This window comes from uncultured Campylobacter sp. (assembly GCF_938045625.1).
Lineage (GTDB): Bacteria > Campylobacterota > Campylobacteria > Campylobacterales > Campylobacteraceae > Campylobacter_A.
Genome location: NZ_CALIAV010000049.1, coordinates 1 through 20,344 on the forward strand (window position 1 = coordinate 1; position 20,344 = coordinate 20,344).

A 20,344-nucleotide genomic window follows, 5' to 3' on the forward strand; every position below is an offset into this window, starting at 1 on the left:
ATTTTATGAAAGGAAAATGCGATATAAAATCGTAGAAAACCCGTATTTTAGAGCTATTTGGTGTCACGGGGGAGACTTGAACTCCCGACCTCCGGCTTATGAGGAATTTTAAATTTGCCTCTTAAAAGCCCGAAACTACGGCACTTTAAGTGATTTTTATTTCACACGTATATAAAACTGTTCCACTTTTGTCCACCGGTGACAGATATGGCACATCACTTAAGAGAGCGAAACGGTATATATTACTACAGAGCCGTACTTACTCCTAGCATTAGAAAGTTTTTTAACGAAAAACGGGAAATTTGCTTTTCTACATCCACGAATCTCTTGGAAAAAGCTAAAAAAACGGCTAAGATTCTAGATAATAATCTTTACCTTATAAAAAGGGCGGTTCATATGAATCTCAATGATAGCATAGTTCAGTCTTTCGTAAATTCGTTTATGAGAATAAAACTTAGCAAGAGTATTAAAGAGCATTCGCTCCTTAATAAAAAGCTTGACGTAGATTTCTTAAATGCTCTAAACGCTTATTTTAAACAAAATTTGATCGACGGCGAGTTCCCCAAGATGCTCGTTAAAGACGTAAATAATATAGCCCGCGTAGCCGGCATCTTGGATGATAAAGATAAACAAGCTACCGGACAAACCCTTTTAGAGAAAAATATATTAACTCTTAACTACCTTATTTCTAAGCTTGAAAAAAGCAGTCTGCTGTTTGACGATAAGCAGGAGCAAAAATTCCTCGACGATGAAGACCGAGGTGATCTTAACGGTAGTCTAGATAAACCCGATACGGTCTTTGTAAACAAGCAAGCCGTAGCCTCCGCATTTGACGCAAAGAATATCGATTCATTTCAGGATAATATAAAAGAGCTGGAAGATGCAGGATGCTTGCCGATGACTGACGGCCAGTTTGAAGCTATGGCGCAAAGATTAAGCGATACTGTATGCGCTATATTAGATAAAAAATACGGCTCTACCTCGAATTTGGAATTAGTTAAAGTAAACGACGGCAATAGAAGTATAGAAGATATCGTAAAAAATCCTTATCCTCGTAAAAGTATAAAGGTAAAAATAGACGATAAAAATAGTTTTGGTATGATTGATCCGGGAGCTGAAATTACAGAAGAGTACGAGATTAGACAAGTGCTTCAAGCTCCTTCTTTAAGCGGCTTTAATCAGACCTTAGTCGCAAATTTGGAAAATCAAAAAACTTTAAAAGAGGCGTTTGAAATCTTTGAGGCTAATACCTCAAAGCTGGATAAATGGTCGCAAGATACCGGGAGGCTGGTAGCTGGCGTAAGAAAACTTCTGTTTTTATACTTTAGCGAGCAAACCCCGGTAGCTAATATTACTAGGGATAATTTACTGGAATTTAAGGAGCTACTATATAAAGTTCCCGCCAAGCTAGCCCAAAAGAGTAAGTACAAAGATAAAAATTTATCTCAGATACTTAAAATAGGTGAAAAAGACGATAAGCTCTCCGAAGTTACTATCCAAAAATACATGATAAGGGTTATTCAGTTTTTTAACTACTGCTTTGATAGTGGATACATAAATAGAAGCATAACCGCAAAAACAAACATCAAGCTAGATATTGACCCTAGCGATAGAGCCGTGCTACCGTACGACGCAACCGACGCTAAAAAGATATTTGACATAGTATCTAATATTAAGCAAAGCGGTAAATCTCCTAGCTCTAGGATAGAAGCTGATGAGCTTTACTATATTACTATGATAGCCGCTTATAGCGGCATGAGAATAAAAGAGATCACTCAGCTTCATAAAAAAGATATGGTTTTAGAAGACGGAGTTTATTGTTTTAGTATCAACACCGATGACGGAAAAACTACTAAAACCAAAAATAGTATTAGGTTTGTGCCTATTCATAGTAAATTAATAGAATTAGGACTACTTGATTATGTTAATGGCAAAAGGAGTGGAAATGTCTTTAAAGTTACGAACAAGGATTTCTCTGAAATTTTTAGAAATCAAATTCAAAGAAAACTAATAACCAAAGATCCTAAAAAGACGTTTTATTCGTTTAGGCACTATTTTATAAATTACTTGGTACAAAAAGAGGTAGCAAACGATACCATCGCCCAAATAGTAGGTCACGAAAAACAGTATAAAATTTTGCTAAACACTTACGCTACGCCGATTAACGTTAATGCGCTAAAAGCAAAGGTCGAGATGGTTAAATATGAGGAGGGCGGGATGCCCGAGGATTAATTTAAAGTCGTCTCAGCATAAATGATCAATTTAGGTAGTATTCCGGTTATTTACAAGATAGACATTGCAAGGACGCTTTTTATTCTATTTTACTATTTTAGGTATAAAATAAATGATAAAATACAAACTATAGAGGTAAATTTTACCGCCAGCATAAGCTAGCTGAAAAAATCTCCGGCTCAAATTTTAAAACAAGCGGGAGATAACGTCGTGGCGATATTAAATCACAACGTACCCAGCGCCTATCTAGTGCCAAGCGCGGTGTATGAGAAAATGATGGAAATAATAGACGACTATCATCTAATTAAAGCCGTGGATGCCGCGCTGGCAAGCGATGAAACGCCAGTAAAAGTAAATATTGATGAGCTATGAATTAGAGTTTTTGCCAAGCGCGTTAAAAGAGTGGTAAAAGCTGGATAATAGCGTAAAGGCGCAGTTTAAAAAGAAGTTGGTCGAACGCCTAGAAACCCCCAATGTAGCCAAAGACAAACTGCGCGGCTATGAAAATATCTACAAAATCAAACTAAAAACGCGGGCTACCGATTAGTCGTTGGTAAAAGAGCGAATGACGAAGTATATAATCTGCTAAAAGATAGGGTTTAACCCTGCTATTCTTTTATTTAAGGTTTTAATATACTCTGCTTTTATAAAACAAATTTTTAAAAATAGTAAAAGCAAAACTTGTATACTAGGTTGGTCTCGCCTTGATCTAAAGAAACTAAAAATTCGGCATATTTCTTTTAAATATAGATAGAATTTTTATAGTTTGATTTTTCTCGTCGATTCTAAACGGTATTACGTAGCCTTTAAAGATTAAATCTCGGACGCTCTCGTCGTGTAGTATTAAATTCTTGCGAAAACTGTACGGCATATAGCCAACCTTTTGTATTTCCGCCATCAGGTCGTTATAAAATCCTAAAGCCCTCTCTACACTATCAAGAGCTATAAAATTAATGATGTTATCGACATCTTTACTAAATTTAGGCGCGTATTTGATTTTCATTAGCGCCTAGTTTTATAAAGAGTTCTTTTGTTCTTTGTTTAAATTCGCTCTCGCTTAAATATTCTATCTCGCCTCGGTCGTCTTTGGCTACAAGCTCTCTTAGCGTATCGGCATCGGCCTTGCTAATATATTCTTTATCGTAGTCTACATACTCGACCCTAACTTGCGGACTTAGCTTTCTTATCTCTCGTATCGCGTTTTGTAAGATTTGAGCTATTTGAGGCGTTTCTTCAGTAATGATTGTAGTTCCTATCATTTTTACTCCTTGCCGAGTTTTACTCATTGTAGCATATTTATTTTAATTAGGCGTTAAAATCTCAAGCTAGCTCACGGATTGCTGTATAACTATTTGCGGTATATCAAGGCTTTAGGCAATCCGTTCTTATGATGCTTGGCCAAGTTTTTGAGCAAGACGCGAAAGTATACTTCACGCCTCCACGACTCTAATCTTCGGCTCTTTCAAATTCTTATCACAACCAGGATTATAAATCGTAGTATGCTTTAGCCTACATATATTTTTTATAGGATTATGAATATGCCCGCAAAGAAGGATTTTTGGAGTTATGACTTGTTTGCCGATAGCGTTATAAAGCTTTTCGCTACCGTAATCATCGCCGCTGTATCCAACGGAAGCTTTCGTGTAAGCAGGCGGAACATGCGAAAGTAAAACGTCGCACTGGGCAAATTTCGCGTAATCGGGCTTGAGATAAGGAGCGCAGCCGAATTTTACTCCGTTTATTTCTTTTACGGCGTTATCGGCATAAATATTTGGGACATCGTTTAACCATTCTTGCTCGTAGGCCAGCCCTACGTCGTGATTGCCGCTACAAACAAATACAGGTTTATTAAAACTTGCAAGCCATTCACTAACGTAAGCGATCTGAGGAGCTATTCCAGTCTGGTCAAAGGCGTCGATAAAATCTCCTGTTATGCAAACGATGTCAAAATTTGATTCAAGATTCTTGATAAATTTGAACCACGATTTATTGTAATGTAAATCTGTTGCATGGAGGATTTTCATTTGAAAGCCTTGCCGATTTTTATAAAAATCTTAATATTATATAGATTCATAACCATTTTCCTAAATATATCCAACTAAAACCATAAAACGCCATATCAAATTTTGCCGATGCGTCGGTAGCTCTTTTATGTATTTTTAGCGATTAACGCGTCCTTGCCAAGCTAAGCTCTTTTTGTCTTTTAAGCTCTACTAGTTTTTGGCGTTCGGGTTTTTTTAGTTCTCGTTCAATTTCAGATCCACAAGCGCTAGAAGCTCTTTTAGTTTCGCTCTCCAAGCACTCTCTAAATGCTGCGCCATATCGCTCGTTAGCTTGTCGTATATTGTGTTTAATTCTATTTTCATATCCTCCAAACTCTCTTTCAATATCGTCTTTATGGCCGTTAATTCGTTTTCTAACGATTCGTAGTTTGTTTGCAAGCTCTCGTATTTGCTTAATAATTCCCAGTATTCCGTCGCCGAGTAGTCGCTTTCTCCACTCGTCAAGAGCTGATTTAATTTGCTCTTGATAGCTTCTATTTGCGTCTGTTCGCTCTCTAAGCTTTCTAATTTGTTCTCGCTTAGGCTTAATTCGCTCTTGTGCGCCGATAAGATATTCTCTAACTCTTGTGCGAATTTGTTCGCTAAGTCCTCGTAATAAAGCGCTGCTTTTGCTTTCTGCAGTTTTTCGTATTTCTGTGCCAACTCGTCGTTCTCGCTCTGCAATCTCAGAATTTCTTCTTGCAATCTCTCTACTTCGTCTAACAATACGGTCTGCAGTTTCGTCATCTATAATCTCCCGTTGTAAATTTGATAAAGTTTCGTCCCGTCCGTTAGATTGTGCGTCGATTTGGGTAAAATCATGTAGCGAGAGTCTCGGTTTGTTTTGCTGTCTGTTTCCTCGTATTTTAAATTCTCCGGAATCTGCCACTTCTGCAACTCTTGATTGCTCGCTAGTAGCTTCGAGTTTTGCGTTTGGTAGTCCGTTATGCGTTTGTCGTAGATAAAAAAGTTGATTAAATATCCTGCTATCAACCCTATAACCAAGATTATTGCCGTCATACCACTTAATAATCTTTGTATTATAGCGGGCCTCATCTCGTTTAATATCGTTTCTTTGGTCTGCTTCATTTCGGAGACGATCTCCAAGAGTTGCTTCTTTGTATCGTTTTTTATTTCGCTGATCTCTTCTTCGTATATTTTCGCTAATTCGCTCTCTATTGTATCGACACTCTTCTTGTGTATCTCGATCAACGTATTTTCTAATTCTTTTTGACTCGCTTTCGCCGAGTTCGCTAAGTTTGTCAATGTCTGTGAACCGTCCGTCATAAATTCCTCCTCTCATTCTATTGGGTCTTTTTTGATTGGGTAATACTATGCTTATTCCGCTTTCGTTTTGCCTAGTAACCTTATAGTCGCTAGCCCCTAAAAGTTCTATCATATGGGCACGACTTTTGATGGCTCCTTGTGCCACTAGCTCTTTTAGAGTTTTATCTAGCTGTGCGACCGTATCGTAGTGAGCCAAGTCTTTTTTATCGATACGGATGTTTTGCTGCTTTGTCGGGTTGTTTGGACTGGTAAAGCCGTATTCGTCGTTTATGGTTCGTTTCCAAAGATCGATATTAAATTGATCGCGCTTGGCAAAGTATGGATTAAAGCTCTTGCCGGTTATTAAATCGATCTTGGGGATTAAGAAGTTAAGTTCGAGTCGTCCGTGCTTATCGCTATGTTCTACCCACAGCACGGCGACACGGTCTTTCATATAATCTCCAAGCAAAGCCCTTTCTAGGTCTTTTATAATATCTTGCTTTATTTCGTCGCTGATAGAATTTGCCTGCTCGCTAAACGACAAGACTCCAAAGCAAGTTTTTTGCTTATAGGGCATTTGAGCTATAAGAGCTCTGACCTGAGCTTCGCTACCTTTTAGGACGCGCGCAGTACCTTGTTCTTGACGCTCGTTTAGTAAATAGTTTACACTACCTAGCCCGCCGCCGTTTTTTGTTGGTAGAAATTTAACTATCATCGCTGCTCTTTGTCTTGTTTGCTTAAGAGATCAAAAATAGCGTTTAAGCGTTCCAGCGACTCGTTGATTATGGCAAGCGCTATTCTATCTAGGGGCTTTCCTTGGTTTAAGTTGCGAGATATCTGGTTTAGATTATTCCCCTGTTTTGAGAGCTCTAAAACCAGTTCTCTTGTGATCGGAGTCTTTGTAAGAGGGCGAGAGAGCATAGAGCTCATTGCATACTTTGTAAAGGTAATACCGCCTAATTCGCTAATTTTAGCTAAAATTTTATCATGCTCGCTAGGTGTCATCCTGAGAATCTTTGTAATCGTTTTTCCCTCTTTTTTCATTGCTTACCTCTGCTGGGTTTTAACTTCATTTTTTATTTTTAATAGTAGTATTGATTAAAAATAAAAAATGAAGCGTCATAGGGGTATGGGGAGTGCGATCGCCGTCCCCATATTTGAAAAAATGCCGCTAAAAAATCGTTAGATTTTCCTAGCCGCCTTTGGCTAGATGCGGCAATTTTTCAAGGGGGTTAAGGGGGCGTAGCCCTCCTTACGAGCACCCCAGATATATTCAAATCTATTAGAATTTGTATATATCTGGGGTATGCTCGCCCATATTTCTATTCTAAACTTTTTAGTCTAGCCATTATAGCATAAAATCTGGCTATGCAGACTCATTTTCACGCTGGATAATTTTGTAAAAATAGGGGGAAGGTACCGGAATAAATTCGCTCGCGACTCATAATTATGCTTTTAGGAAAATTAACGGAACTAGAGACCGATAATACTTGAATTATATTAATCTTCTATTTAATATATAAAGAATATAGACACCGCAATTATTTTCTATCTGACATTTTTTCTATTTTAGGCCTATAAAACTCAACATCTACAAAATCGCCTTGCTCTCTTATCTTTGGCTGATTTAGTCCTGCTTTCTTGCAGGCTAGCATTATCCTATTTATGCCGCTCCCCCACTGTTCTATCAAGCCAAGCTCTTTAAAGACGTTTGCTATTACTTTGTTTCTTATCTCGCTCCTGCCTCTTAGTATGTCTTCTATGGTTACTATGTTTGGCAGGGCTCCCGGGGAGACAATGTTTACTATATCGTCGTATACGCCTACTTTAATATCTCTTCCGAAATTTGCATAGTCTCTATGGATAAGAGCATTTATTAAAGCTTCTCTTAGAGCGACTATAGGTATCTCGTAGCTATCGGTTCTATATAGTCCTTCTATCTTGGCGCTTAAATTTATGTGATTTAGGATAAAGTTTTGAGTGTTTTCAATTACGCTAAATATATTTCCCCTGTATTCTTTTTTGTCTATGAAGGTTTCCATCGTTACGCCTTTAAACCTAGCGCACTTTACCGCACAATGAGAAAATTTACCAAGAAGCACCAAAAGGGCGTTTGTGGGGTAAGTGATGCCCCTGTCGGTTTTTATGAGTTTTAAATTTCTTAGCTTTTCATCGTTTAGCGTTTTACCGGTTTTAGCAAATCTTGTTTTTAGGGGTATCATATCTGGTTCTCTGACGGTTATATCGTAGTTTATCTCCTCGTCAAAGCTTACATATCTTTTATGTCTTTGAAGCTCTTCTATGATTTGAGGGCTTGCTTTTCTATTTGTGGCGCCGACTCTTATGTAGACGCCATCACTCTTTCCTTCGCTTTTTAGGAAATAGGGCATTAGGTTGCCGCGGAAAATCTCTATTACCAATAGAAGCTTACCATTAACGTTTATCGTATAAATTTCAGGCAAGATGTCCGGCAAGCAGCTGTCAAATATTACGGAGGCGATCTTGTCTTTTAGCGCATAGACGCTATTTGCGTCTACTCCGGTTATTTTTAGTTTGTCGTTTATGCCTACTATTATCTTGCCACCGCCGGTATTTGCAAAGGCGATCACCGTTTTTGTTATTGATTTATTATCGGGTAGTTTTTCTTTTAGTTCAAGAGTTTTGCTTTCACCGTTTTTTATTTCGTCTAATATTTTCATCTTTGACTCCATGCTTTAAATTTAAACCAAATCATATCAAAAAAGAGCTTATTGTTGGGGCACAAGGCGCTAAAATCAGAGTCAAAATAAGTATTAGAGGAGGCAATGATTATATTAGTTATGGTTTAATATTAATGATATGAAGGTTGTATAAAAGATGAGTTAAATTTATGTTGGCGACGTAAAGGTAGCTGGGAAGGCGATAATGCAAAAATTAAAGTAAATGTTATAGTGCGGTAGAGGTCAAATTTGATCTCTACCGCACTTATTTCTTGGCTGCCCAATGCCTCTTCTGTAGTGCTTACATACTATTCTTTAAGAATTCCACCCACTCATTACCAGGTCCATCATATCTTGATTATTTCTTATGGTGTCGTGACTGATGCCGGTTATTCCATGATCTTTAGCATAAGCATTGATGTCTTGGATAATCTTGTTGATTTGGGAGTTGGTAATGAAATTTCCATTGCCTAACTCTATTTTATCGATCTGATATGCGGTGTTGCTTGCATAACTATTAACTGTTATGGTGTCACCGGTTCCGTATTTGATGGATAGGTTGCTGCCGCTATACATAAATGTTATATCGCTTTTATCTATTCCCTCTTTAAATTTAATTATGTCGTTTCTGTTTTTGGAACCGTCACTATTATTTATCGTATCTACTCCGTCTCCTCTACCAAAGACGTAGGTATCGTTACCTTTACCGCCATAAAGGGTATCGTTGCCATCTCCGCCGATTAAGGTATCATTACCTTCTTCTCCATATAATTCATCGTTTCCTTCGTTTCCATAAAGGGTATCGTTTCCCTGGCCGCCCCTGAGATAGTCGTTGCCCACTTCGCCGTACAACACATCGTCTCCGTCATTGCCAATCAGGAAATCTCTGCCGTTTCCTCCATAAATAGTATCGTTTCCGGCTCTACCGTCTATATAGTCGTCTCCATCTTTTCCTGTAATAGTATCGTCTTGTCCAAATCCTTCTATGTTATCATTGGCGTCGCTACCTGCTAGAACCATCTTTCTTATATCATCCAGCTCCAGAACCGTACCATCGCTAAATTTTATCCTGGATATGCTATTTTTACCATATCTTGAATCTGTTTCTCGAAAGAACATATTACTTATCTTGACTTTATCGTCAGTACCTTTGATAGTTATTTCTAGCCAATATTCGCTATTTCCGTATCCGGTTGCCGCAATTCTTTTTACGCTAATGTCGTCTTTGGTGATTCCTTCTTTAAATAAAAGAGTATTCGTCTCTCCTTCTACACTAGGATAGTCGCTTATCGTATCTACTCCGTCTCCTCTACCAAAGACGTAGGTATCGTTACCTTTACCGCCATAAAGGGTATCGTTGCCATCTCCGCCGATTATCAAATCATTTCCGCCGCTTCCTTGCAGAGTATCGTTTGATTTCGTACCATATAAAGGAATTGAGGAGCTGATAGTTATAAAATATTTATCGCCGCTAGCCAGTTTTGTCAAATTTGCGTTAAAACTATCCAGTAGATTAGGCTTATAGCTACCCGCCTTTCTAACTAGATCAGACAGGATAGCTACTTCTTCGTATTTTCCGTCTTTGTAGAGTTGTAAAAGCTTTTTATTTATTTTATTAAAATCGTATCCTAGCCTTTTTTCGTCGTAGTTAAAGTATTGATATCTAGTGTCTAGCAAACCGTTATATTTGGTCTGAAGCTCAATACTTGCATATAGATATTCCTTAAACTGCTTAACTCTATTTTTGATGGTTATCGCGGCATTCGCCCAAGGATTTGGATTATTGCCAAACTGCAAGAAAGGCTTTCCCGTTATTTTTTCGTACGCGCCCAGGACTCTTGCATCTATATTGCCGCCCCTGCTAGTTTTATCTATATTTTCCGTTTCCGTCCATCTAAATAAGATATTATCCAGTTTTTCTTGCTTGGCCTCAAAGTCCAGGTTCATATACTCTTTTATCATACCGGCGAGCTTGCTATCTTTGCTCATAGCGCTTCTTAGGTTGTATAAATTTCCAAACCCATGCACCTCAGGAAGTGCTTTTATGTCGTTTGGTATGGCGACATCGGGCTGAATAGTATCTTTTAAATCCACGCTAAACCATATATCGTCAGCCGTAGTTGTAGTTCCGTCGTTAAACATTACTTTGGACGTTTGTCTTATAAAGTTGCCGTTGTTGGTAGAGTTTATATTTTTATAGTTAAGATCGATTGATTTTATATTATGTTCTCTTAGGGTTTTTAGCTCTCCTTTATCGGTTACGGCATTAGAGTTTTTATCTTGCCAGAGTAAGAGTTTGTCAAATTTCTCGTCCTTTTCGTCTATTATATTATCGTTATTAGAGTCAAACGCCTTTAACGCCTCAAAACCGTTTGCTGCCGTTTTGCTAGTGTAACCAAAAGTAGTATTCGTAACTGTCTTGTCTCCAAACAGCTCCGTTCCGTCGTCTATGATGCCATTTTCATTTCTATCGTAGGCTAAAAACGCATCTTCCGGGCTTATCCATCCGGTAGCCTCTTTAAATCCGTTTCCGTCTATATCGAAATTTAAAGCCCCGTTTAGCTTTAGAGTATGAGTTCCGTCTCTGTTTAGATCTATGGCTAAAGGATCGCGAGGTGGTGGGTTTTCCGGATCGTTATCGTCCGGGTCTTTATCATCGTCTATTATGGTTCCGGTTCCAGACTCGGTTTTTACATTTAGTCCAGGAGAGTGATCTAGTATAGAAGGAGTTAGCTTAAATTTGGAGTCTTCTTCCGGTATCTCGTCATCCAGGCCCTTCCAAGTGTATTTGCATTCGTGGTTGGTCGAGCTACCCTCATAGAAATGAACGGTCTGTCCGTAGATAGAAGCTACGACATATTCTCCTTCTTTAAGCGGTCTGCTTATAGATACGAAAAACGTCATTTCTTCCGCTGCCTCGGGAGCCGATGCGCTAGTGGTATATACGGTTACTTCTCCTCCGTCATCGTCCTCTATGGTTCCTACGCCTTTTTTAAAGAATTCTACATCCAAACCCGGGGATTTTGAGGCAACGGAAGCCAAAACGTCTATTTTTTCATCCGCCTCTACCTTTTTATCGTCCTTCCACGTATATTCGTATTTTTTAGTTTGCTCGTTCGCCCCAAATTCTATCACTTCTCCATTGACTACCAATTTTACAAATTCGCCTTTATTTAACGCCCTACTTAAAGATACGTCAAAGCTCATTTTTTGTTCGGACTCTTGGGCCGAAGCATCGCTTATGGATACGTATATCTTGCTTCCGTCATCGTCTTTTATGGTTCCTACGCCATGTTTTTGCACCCTTACTTTGAGCCCCTTAGATACGTCGCCTACGGTAGCTACAGCGTCGATAGTCCTGTCTCCTTGCTTATCCTTATCGTCTTTCCATGTTTTGATATATTCTTTAGTTTGTTCTCCAGTTAGGAATTCTAAATTTTCCCCATTTACCGATACATTTACGTATTCGCCGTCTTTAAGGGCTCTGCTCAAAGATACTTTAAACGTCATTTTACCGGCGGCTTCCAGCTCTTCTTCGTCGCTCACAGTAACCGTTATCTCGTCTCCGTCATCATCCTTGATGGTTCCTGTGCCTTGCTTTTTGACTTCGGCTTTTAGTTTTTTAGACTTATCTATTACCGAGGCGCTGACGCTTATCTTTTCGTCTTCTTCTTTTTCCTCGTCATCGTTCCAAAAGTATTCAAAGGTCTTAACCTTGTCGTCTTCTTTAAATCTTATCTTCTTTTCTATCTCTTTAGAGCCTTGCCTATCGCTTTTTGCTTTTACTAGCACATCGATATATTCGCCTTTTCCAAGAGTTCTGTTTAGAGAAACGTCAAAGCTCATTATCCCTTTCATCTCTTGAGCGCTTGCGTCGCTTACGGTTATCTCTATATCTTCATCTTCTTGAGATAGATATATGCCAAGATGAGGATCTTTTTTGGAGTTTGTAAAATTATTGATGGTTAGAGACTTACCGCCTTTGCTTACCGTTAGCTTATCGCCGCTTAGTTTATACTCTATGCTTTTATCATCACTCACATATACTTTTTTCTCTTTATCGTATGTGCCGCCCTTTAGCTTAGTCTTATCAAAATACACCTCTCCTTTACCGTCGCTATCGGTTATGATATCTTTATCTCCGGCGTAGTATTTATCAAAACCGTCTCCGCCTTTTAGGATATCTTTTTTGTTACCGCCCACTAGAGTATCGTCTCCTCCGTTTGCGTCTATTAGTATATTTTCGGCGTTTCTATCACCTGTTAGGACGTGATCTATCTCGTTTAGTTCCAGTATGTTTGATTCTACCAAAACTTTGTTTTGCAAAAAAGATACTCTGCCTTCATCTACCAGCCAAGTGTTTAGCTTTAGTAGCTCTTTAGTAACCATACCGTTTCTTTGAGCTATGGTAGAAAGAGTGTCTCCGCTTTTTACTTTGTATATTCCCTTGCTTCCCAGATCCAGCTCTTCGCCGGTTCTTATTAATATGTCGGAAAGCAGGAATGATACGGGAGGTATCTTATCGATTGCATTTCTTATCTCTAAATTTGAAAGGTTTCTTATGTTGTAGGTGTGGGAGTTGAGAGTTATGGATTTTATAAAGTCATATTTTATAATCTCGGAAATTGCCTCTTTTTGTATTTGCTCTTTCTTTGAGGAATTTATTTTTATATTTATATTATTCGGTTTTTTTGCGACGAAGTCCATCTCAAAATCTACTGTTCCATAAGCTGGCGGTGGAGAAAATAACTTTTTATATCCCTTTACAATATCTAGAGGAGATACATTACCATCACCGTCAGGATCAAATAAATTTGAAAAATTCTTCATCCAGTTTGTTTTTAGACCATCTAATGTTTTATTGAAAAAATCCTTATTGGTCAAAATTTCTTCATAAAATCTATCCGCATATGCTACATAAGTATTAAATGCTTTCGCCCCGGCATCGCCCAAACTAGCACCTATAAACAGTTCTGCATGTGCTATACCTTCATATAATCCAGCAGACCCAAGAGCCTTTCCTCTTACGGAAAGCCCTCTAAACGGTTTGGATTCTTGAATCATAATGGTACCAATTATCCCGAGTGCATCACCGACAAATCTACCTATGCCCTCATAGTGATTTTCTCCTTGGTGCGTACTGAGATCTTTAACTATGTCTATTCCGCCAAACCAAACATTTACCGCTCTTGCAGTATTTCCGCTCAGCGAAGAGGTCATGGCACTCATGTTAGCCATTGTTGCATTATATATTTCTTCTAGGGATTTTTCTGCTTTTTTTACTTCCGGTTTCTCGCTTTCGGTGATACAGTTTCCCTCAAGATCACATTTTACTTCTATTGCCCCTAGTTCAACTTTACCTGGGCTACCTTCATTTTTTTGCATTTTTTACTCCTGATTCAGAATTATTATTGTTTTTACCAAACACTACTCCAAACTAAAAAACCGCCTCATCTTACGTCTCCAGTCGTCTTTTGGTATTTCCGTGTCGTTTGGATCGTCGCTCCAAACCTCGTGTTTGTCCTCGAAAAATATCGCGGTCCTTTGAGCTTGCGGCATAAATTTCGTCTTGTCCTCCACGGGGATTTTATTTGCTCGAAAATACCGCAACAACTCAAAATAATCATCTCTGCTATAGCAATTTACCAAAAAATAATTTCTATTTTTCATCCTTATGACGAAATTTTTACGCAGTAGCCACAGCGGTTCGCCGGATTTTTTGAGTTTATATATTTTAAACGGTAGCGCAAATATCAAATAAACCAAAAGATATCTTATAAAGTCCTTCGTTTTATTAAAATGCACGCCGATAGAGGACTTTTTATAGAGCTGATACGGGGTAAAAAAGTGGAACCTGCCGTATCTGCTATCAAGTTCGCTAATAACGCAAAAATAGACCTTTTCGACGTCTTTTACGAGGGCGATTTTCTCCTCGCTCTCTACTTTGTTTACGTAGACATACTCTATATGATAAATTTGCTCGCTAGAAAATCTAAAAAAGCTCGGTTTTTGTTTAAAAACACGCGGCGAGAAAACGTATGTATTGTATAGGCAGAATAATAAAAAAGATGCAGGCAAAGCAATAAGATAAATACGATATAAAAGCCCATAGTCGCTAAAAGCAAATACAAAAACGATAATCGAGTAAAGAATAATATAATATCCCATCAAAAACAGCGCGCCGTAGTCGTTTATGATTATCGGATTTTCGTCGTAGTTTCTCAAATTTACCTCCGCCAAAATTCAAATTTCTGCATTTTACCCACAATCCTCTTAAACTGCATTTAAGTTATAATCGGTATTTATTTTTAAAATATTATTGATTGTTAGGTATTTTTAATGCCTTATTAAGAGTCATTGTGATTAAATTTGGGCCTAAATTTCAGAGCAGTTAGGAAAGTAGAGTTTGCGAAGGATATCTTTTTTGTTTTTTATCATTTACTTATTTGGTGTGTCCTTATTCGCCAAATCCGTATCCTTCTCCTCCCTTGCTAAATCCCTAGAATCTACCAACCCATCCATCCTATCTTCTAAGCTTCAAACTATGTTAGCAAACGAAGAGATAAATGCGGCTAAATCAAGTTTGTACCCCAGGCTAAGCCTAAGTGCAAATAGCGAATACTCTAAGAAGTATGCAAATACAAGAAACAACTACATAAACGATGAAAGCCTGGTAAGCTCGACCGGCTTTGCAAGCTCGGTCTCTTTAAAACTAAACTACGAGCTATATAAATTTGGAGCAAATACCTTAAATATAGATGCGGCCGCTTATAAAAAACAAAGTCTAAGCTATAAAGAGTGCGTAACGCTAAACGAAGCCAAGCTAAGATTGCTTGAGCTATATTATAATCTGCTAGATAGCAAAGGTAAACTAAACTCCTACAACAACCTAAAACAAATCAATAAAGAAATCTATGAAACCTCCAAGCGCCTCTATGAAAATGGCGATCATACAAAAACGGCAATGACCTCTAGCGCCATAAGACTGGTAGAGATAGAAGATAACATAGCAAGCCTAAACAAGCAGATAAAAAACCTACTTAGCGAGATATCGAATTTAAGCGGAGAGGATATCTATATAGACGATGAGATAATGCCTTTTAACAGCGAGGATGCGGGAGGTAAATTTGATCAAGCTTTTGTTTCCTCAAATTTAACTCTTAGCGCCTTAAATTCATTCCCTCTGCCTGCATTTGAGCAAACCTCAAAGGGCAAAGAACTAAACGCTCTAATCCTCTCTAAACAAAGCGCTCTTGAATCAAAAAAGAAAGAGTATTATCCTGCCTTTTATCTATACGCCAAGTATGACTTTTATGGAGACGATAAAGATAGCTTTCGTCGCTCTTGGGGCGATACGCAGCGAAACGGTTACAGGATAGGGCTTAGTATGGTTTATAATCTCTTTGACGGCTTTAATAGAGAAGCTAGCATAGAAAGCGCCTTTATTGAACTACTTTTAGCCAAAGAGCAGTTTAACGAAGCAAAAAGGCAGTACGAAAAGGAGGCTAGAAATATAAATGATGATTTGCACTCAAATTTAGAAAAGCTAAAAACTACTTCCGAGCTAACCTCTTACTCCAAAGAGCTTTTAGGTATGCAAGAAAGGCTAAATTTAAACTCGCAGTCGGACAAACTAAGTGTGCTTGAAAGCAAAGTTAAATTTAACGAAAATCTCATCAAAAACGAAGAGGCGTTACTACAAGCAAATATGCTTGCGGTAAAACGCTTTTTAATAAACGAAAAGAGCTTAGATTGCAAAGCGCTTTAAGAAGCTTAGAGATAGTAGGGGCTCTAAATAACGTCAGGATAGATAGCAGGGCTATCATAAGGGACTACGCCCTAAATGCTACCCCAAGCTTTGAAGAGCTAATAAGAATAGCAAAAGACAAGGGCTTTAAGGCTAAGATTAAACCTTTAACTATTAAAAATTTAGCTTCCTATCCGCTACCTTGCATAGCTAGAGATAAAAACGGAGTTTATTTTAATATCCTAAAAGTCGACGCCTCTAAAAACGAGGTCTTGATCTTTAAAGATAAAAACGAGCCTTACGCTATTAAATTTGAAGAGCTATTAAACTCGCTAAATTTAGAGCCAAAGATGATAGTCTTAAAGCATAAGCTCTTAAACGATAGGATCAAATTCGGCTTTGGCTGGTTTTACGCTAGGATGCTAAGCTATAAAAAGATAGTAGGGGAAATTTTAATAGCATCTTTCGTTATCCAACTATTTGGGTTAGTTACTCCTCTTTTTACCCAGGTGGTGCTTGATAAGGTTTTAGTTCATCACTCGCTTAGCACTCTTAACGTCATAGCAGTAGCATTTGGGGCGGTAATTATATTTGAAATGCTTTTGGGTCTTAGCAGAAACTATATATTTGCCCACACTACTTCAAAGATAGACGCCAGGCTTGGAGCTATGCTATTTGATCACCTGATAAAACTACCCATGATCTACTTTGAAAACAGAAAAGTAGGAAACATAGTAGCTAGAGTTAGAGAGCTAGATAGCATAAGAGAGTTTATAGCTAATAAATCAGTTACCGTACTGCTTGATATGCTTTTTAGCGTGGTGTTTATAATAATGATGCTACTTTATAGCGTTAAGCTTACCTTGGTAGCCTTGGGCTTTGTCGCTATTATAGCTACTCTTTATTTCTTTGCTACCCCAAGGCTTAGAGCAAGACTTGAAGATAAATTTCAAATGGGAGCTAGATCAAACTCCTATCTGGTCGAATCAATCACCGGCATATCTACCGTTAAATCCTTGGCGATCGAGGGCAGTATGCAGCGCCTTTGGGAGGATTTTTTAGCTAAATACGTAAAATCAAGCTTCGAGCTTTCAAATTTATCAAATATACTTTCAGGCATCGCAAACGCTCTTTCAAAACTAATGACGCTAGCTATACTCTATCTAGGAGTCGGCCTAGTTATAGAAAACAAACTAAGCGTAGGTCAGCTAATAGCCTTTCAGATGTTTGCAGGACAGTTTAGCGCTCCTATAATGAGGCTGGTCGGGCTTTGGAACGAATTTCAACAAGCGCTTCTTAGCGTAGATAGACTAGGAGACATACTAAATACCCCAAAAGAACAAGAAAACGATAACGCTATAACCCTTAGCGAGATAAAAGGCGGAGTGAAATTTGATAACGTTAGCTTTAAATACTCTCCAAACTCTCCTACTGTACTTCAAAACTTTAGCTTAGAGGTAAAACCAAATACCAGTATAGGCATAGTAGGTAGAAGCGGCAGCGGAAAGAGCACTCTAACTAGGCTTCTTCAAAGACTATACTACGCAAACGAGGGAGCTATCTATATAGACGGAGTCGATATCAGACATATGAATCCTTCCTGGCTTAGGCAAAACATAGGAGTAGTGCTGCAAGATAGTTACCTCTTTAGCGGCTCCGTTAAAGAAAACATAGCTTATGCTTATCCAAGCGCCTCCATGGATCTTATCTTGCAAGCTTCAAAGATAGCAGGAGCCGACGAGTTTATAAGCGCGTTACCCGAGGGCTACGATACCTTAGTGGGAGAAAGGGGCTCGTCACTTTCGGGCGGTCAAAAACAACGTATCGCGATAGCAAGAGCCATACTAACCAATCCAAGAATTTTAATATTCGACGAAGCGACCTCCGCGCTTGATTACGAAAGCGAAAAGATAATATCAAATAACCTCTCTGCCATCAAGAAAAACAGAACCGTATTTATCGTAGCCCATAGACTAAGTACCGTAAAAGATTGTAACGAGATAATAGTGCTGGATAAAGGAAGGCTAATAGAAAGAGGAGACCACGAAAGTCTGATGAGGCAAAGGGGTTATTATTACTTTTTAAATAACCAGCAAGAAACCGGCAATACGAATCAAGCTTAAATTTAAAATGATATAATGCAAACGCAATTTAAGGCAACATAAATTAATTTGGTAAAGGAGTAACTATGCAAAGCGAACCTACTGCAAATTTAATCCTAAAGGGTATCCCCGCAAGCAAGCTTCAAACTCTTAAAATAATCCTTGAAAGTCTAAATGTCGGTTTGAAGCTAGGGGTGAAAGAGATCGTTTCTGCCGACGTAAAGGAAAATTTGAGCGCAAATAGCATAAATAAAGATAGAATAAGAAGATTTAACCAAATAGCCGGTAAGATAGTATTAGATAAAATACCCACCGATGAAGACAAAAAGCAAGCAAGAAGCAGGATACATGAATAGGATATTTTTAGATACTAATATCTTAATCGATATTCTTATCGATGAAAATAACTCCAAAGAATACGATAAAATAAGAGGAAGCGCAGACAATATAAAAAACAGTAGAGCCGTTATTGAAGAATACTTAGAGCAAGGGTATACTCTTGTAGTAAACACTACGTCTATTACAAATACAACATACTTTCTCCAGGACAGTCAAAAGATCGCTACCGATATAGTTATCGATAAAATTTCAATGATAGAAGAGGATGAGGATCTGTTTTTGGTTGTTTTAGAAACAAAGCAGATCAGACAAAAAGCAAGAGAGTACGCCAGAGAAAATGATGCGGATTATGAAGACGCCTTACAGTATTTTTGTGCAAAAGAAAGCGGCTGCGATACGATAATAACAAATGATAAAAATTTTCCCAAACTTGATATAAGATTGACTAGAACTAATAAAAATCTAGAAAATTATTACCCGAACACAATAAAATAGGACCTCATTTGAAAAACCATCCAAACGACCTCCACGAATTTAAACCCCTACTAATAGAAATAGAAGATAAACCTCTTAATCCTTTGGGTAGAATCATTCTTTATTTAGTCTTAGCTACTATGGTATTTGGTACCGCTTGGCTGATACTAGCTAAAGTGGACGTAGTAGTAAGCGCGCAGGGTAAAGTTATACCAAGCGGAGAGATAAAGATACTAAAACCTCTTGAAAGCGGAGTGGTCTCAAAGATATTCGTTAAAGAATCGGACAGAGTAAAAAAGGGAGACATCCTGATACAAATAGACCCCACTGTAACCGATGCCTCGCTATCTAGCAAACAAGACGATCTAGCGGTGATTAATTCGGACATTGCCTTACTGTATGCTCTCATTAATGAATCAAATTTAAGTAAAGACGAGATAAATAAGCTAAATTCATCTCAGTTAAATTTATACAACAGCCAAAGGCAAATTTTAGCTAGCACTTATGAAAGCAACAAAGCCAAACTAAACTCAGCTAAGCTTGATATCAAAGCTAACGAAAGCGAAGTAAATAGACTTAGCCTTCTTCTAAACAAAGAAGAGGAAGCTAAAGTAAGACTACAAAAAGTACTTGATCTAATAGCCAAAAAAGAGTACGAAGAGGTAAGTAAAAATATCATAAATTTAAAAGAGCAAAGAGATATCGCCTTATATAGACTAAAAGAATCAAATAAAAAACTCGAAGAAATCATAGAAGAAAATGAAAAAGCGATAAAAACCATAAAATCAAGCTGGATAGAAACGTCTCTAAACAAAGAAAAAGAAAAAAGAGAGCTAAGCGCTCAGATAAACGCAATCCTTTTTTCAAACAAGACCCAACAAATAAAATCTCCCGTAGACGGATTTGTGGGAAAACTACTTATCCACACCGAAGGAGGCGTAGTAAGCCCAAACGATAATCTAATATCCATAGTTCCCTCAGACGCTCCGCTCATCATAAAAGCAAACGTTCTAAATAAAGACATAGGCTTTTTAAAACTAGGCCAAGAAGTAGCCGTAAAGATAGATACCTTTAGCTTTCAAAAGTACGGACTCCTATACGGCAATATAATAGAAATCTCAAAAGACGCCATAGAGGATGAAAAACTGGGGCTAATATACGAAATCAAGATAAAACCAAAGAGTCTAGATATAAAAGTAGATGGAGAAATAAAGCGGCTTGAAATCGGTATGAGCGTAATAGCCGAAGTAAAGACCGGCAAAAGAAGAGTCATAGAGCTATTTATATATCCGATAATCAAATACATGGATGAGGGACTTAGCGTGAGGTAATGGGCAAATAAGAAGCCTTGAATCTACACGCAAAATACTAAACTTATCTATACCACTAAGGCCGCAATATAATCTATCGACCAATCTACAAGCTTTACTTTTCTTGGTATTT

At 38.1% G+C, this 20,344-nt stretch carries 15 protein-coding genes; 7 read left to right on the forward strand and 8 right to left on the reverse strand.

Annotated features, from left to right (window positions below):
- The first annotated feature begins 396 nt into the window (after positions 1-396).
- On the forward strand, positions 397-2,232 hold the full coding sequence (locus Q0386_RS04640) for a site-specific integrase (protein WP_299027748.1): 1,836 nt from the start codon (positions 397-399) through the stop codon (positions 2,230-2,232).
- 210 nt (positions 2,233-2,442) lie between these two features.
- Positions 2,443-2,604 (forward strand): hypothetical protein, encoded by a 162-nt coding sequence (locus tag Q0386_RS04645; RefSeq protein ID WP_299027750.1) that lies wholly within the window; start codon positions 2,443-2,445, stop codon positions 2,602-2,604.
- Positions 2,605-2,950: 346 nt separating this feature from the next.
- Here the strand turns inward: Q0386_RS04645 and Q0386_RS04650 are convergent, their stop codons facing one another.
- From Q0386_RS04650 to Q0386_RS04685, 8 genes are all read right to left on the reverse strand, one after another.
- Complete coding sequence (locus tag Q0386_RS04650) at positions 2,951-3,235, reverse strand: type II toxin-antitoxin system RelE/ParE family toxin (protein WP_122874699.1); 285 nt, start codon at positions 3,233-3,235, stop codon at positions 2,951-2,953.
- Positions 3,213-3,491 (reverse strand): hypothetical protein, encoded by a 279-nt coding sequence (locus Q0386_RS04655; RefSeq protein ID WP_122874698.1) that lies wholly within the window; start codon positions 3,489-3,491, stop codon positions 3,213-3,215. Before Q0386_RS04655 ends, Q0386_RS04650 begins: the two co-directional genes overlap by 23 nt.
- 171 nt (positions 3,492-3,662) lie before the next feature.
- The gene (locus Q0386_RS04660; RefSeq protein ID WP_299027760.1) at positions 3,663-4,256 is read right to left on the reverse strand and encodes a metallophosphoesterase; all 594 of its coding nucleotides are present in this window, start codon (positions 4,254-4,256) and stop codon (positions 3,663-3,665) included.
- 142 nt (positions 4,257-4,398) lie between these two features.
- On the reverse strand, positions 4,399-6,255 hold the full coding sequence (locus tag Q0386_RS04665; RefSeq protein ID WP_299027765.1) for a relaxase/mobilization nuclease domain-containing protein: 1,857 nt from the start codon (positions 6,253-6,255) through the stop codon (positions 4,399-4,401).
- Positions 6,252-6,584 (reverse strand): hypothetical protein, encoded by a 333-nt coding sequence (locus Q0386_RS04670; RefSeq protein ID WP_299027768.1) that lies wholly within the window; start codon positions 6,582-6,584, stop codon positions 6,252-6,254. The genes Q0386_RS04665 and Q0386_RS04670 overlap by 4 nt, the downstream gene beginning before the upstream one ends.
- Before the next feature lie 497 nt (positions 6,585-7,081).
- Complete coding sequence (locus Q0386_RS04675) at positions 7,082-8,239, reverse strand: RNA-binding domain-containing protein (protein ID WP_299027769.1); 1,158 nt, start codon at positions 8,237-8,239, stop codon at positions 7,082-7,084.
- A 315-nt stretch (positions 8,240-8,554) separates the two neighbouring features.
- Entirely contained in the window at positions 8,555-13,459 is a 4,905-nt protein-coding gene (locus tag Q0386_RS04680; protein ID WP_299027770.1) for a calcium-binding protein, read from the reverse strand.
- A 207-nt stretch (positions 13,460-13,666) separates the two neighbouring features.
- Positions 13,667-14,464, reverse strand: a complete 798-nt coding sequence (locus Q0386_RS04685; RefSeq protein ID WP_299027771.1) for a hypothetical protein — start codon at positions 14,462-14,464, stop codon at positions 13,667-13,669.
- A 226-nt stretch (positions 14,465-14,690) separates the two neighbouring features.
- Here Q0386_RS04685 and Q0386_RS04690 point away from each other — a divergent pair, with 226 nt between their 5' ends.
- The 5 genes from Q0386_RS04690 (at position 14,691) to Q0386_RS04710 (ending at position 20,232) form a co-directional block, all read left to right on the forward strand.
- Positions 14,691-16,007, forward strand: a complete 1,317-nt coding sequence (locus Q0386_RS04690) for a TolC family protein (RefSeq protein WP_299027819.1) — start codon at positions 14,691-14,693, stop codon at positions 16,005-16,007.
- Positions 15,992-18,109 carry a type I secretion system permease/ATPase gene (locus Q0386_RS04695; protein WP_299027772.1) on the forward strand — a complete coding sequence of 706 codons (2,118 nt, stop codon included), beginning with the start codon at positions 15,992-15,994 and terminating at the stop codon, positions 18,107-18,109. Before Q0386_RS04690 ends, Q0386_RS04695 begins: the two co-directional genes overlap by 16 nt.
- A gap of 65 nt (positions 18,110-18,174) precedes the next feature.
- Positions 18,175-18,444, forward strand: a complete 270-nt coding sequence (locus Q0386_RS04700; RefSeq protein WP_002946024.1) for a hypothetical protein — start codon at positions 18,175-18,177, stop codon at positions 18,442-18,444.
- Positions 18,437-18,922 carry a type II toxin-antitoxin system VapC family toxin gene (locus tag Q0386_RS04705; RefSeq protein WP_299027776.1) on the forward strand — a complete coding sequence of 162 codons (486 nt, stop codon included), beginning with the start codon at positions 18,437-18,439 and terminating at the stop codon, positions 18,920-18,922. Before Q0386_RS04700 ends, Q0386_RS04705 begins: the two co-directional genes overlap by 8 nt.
- Positions 18,923-18,930: 8 nt before the next feature.
- Complete coding sequence (locus Q0386_RS04710) at positions 18,931-20,232, forward strand: HlyD family type I secretion periplasmic adaptor subunit (protein ID WP_299027778.1); 1,302 nt, start codon at positions 18,931-18,933, stop codon at positions 20,230-20,232.
- The last annotated feature ends 112 nt before the right edge of the window (positions 20,233-20,344 follow it).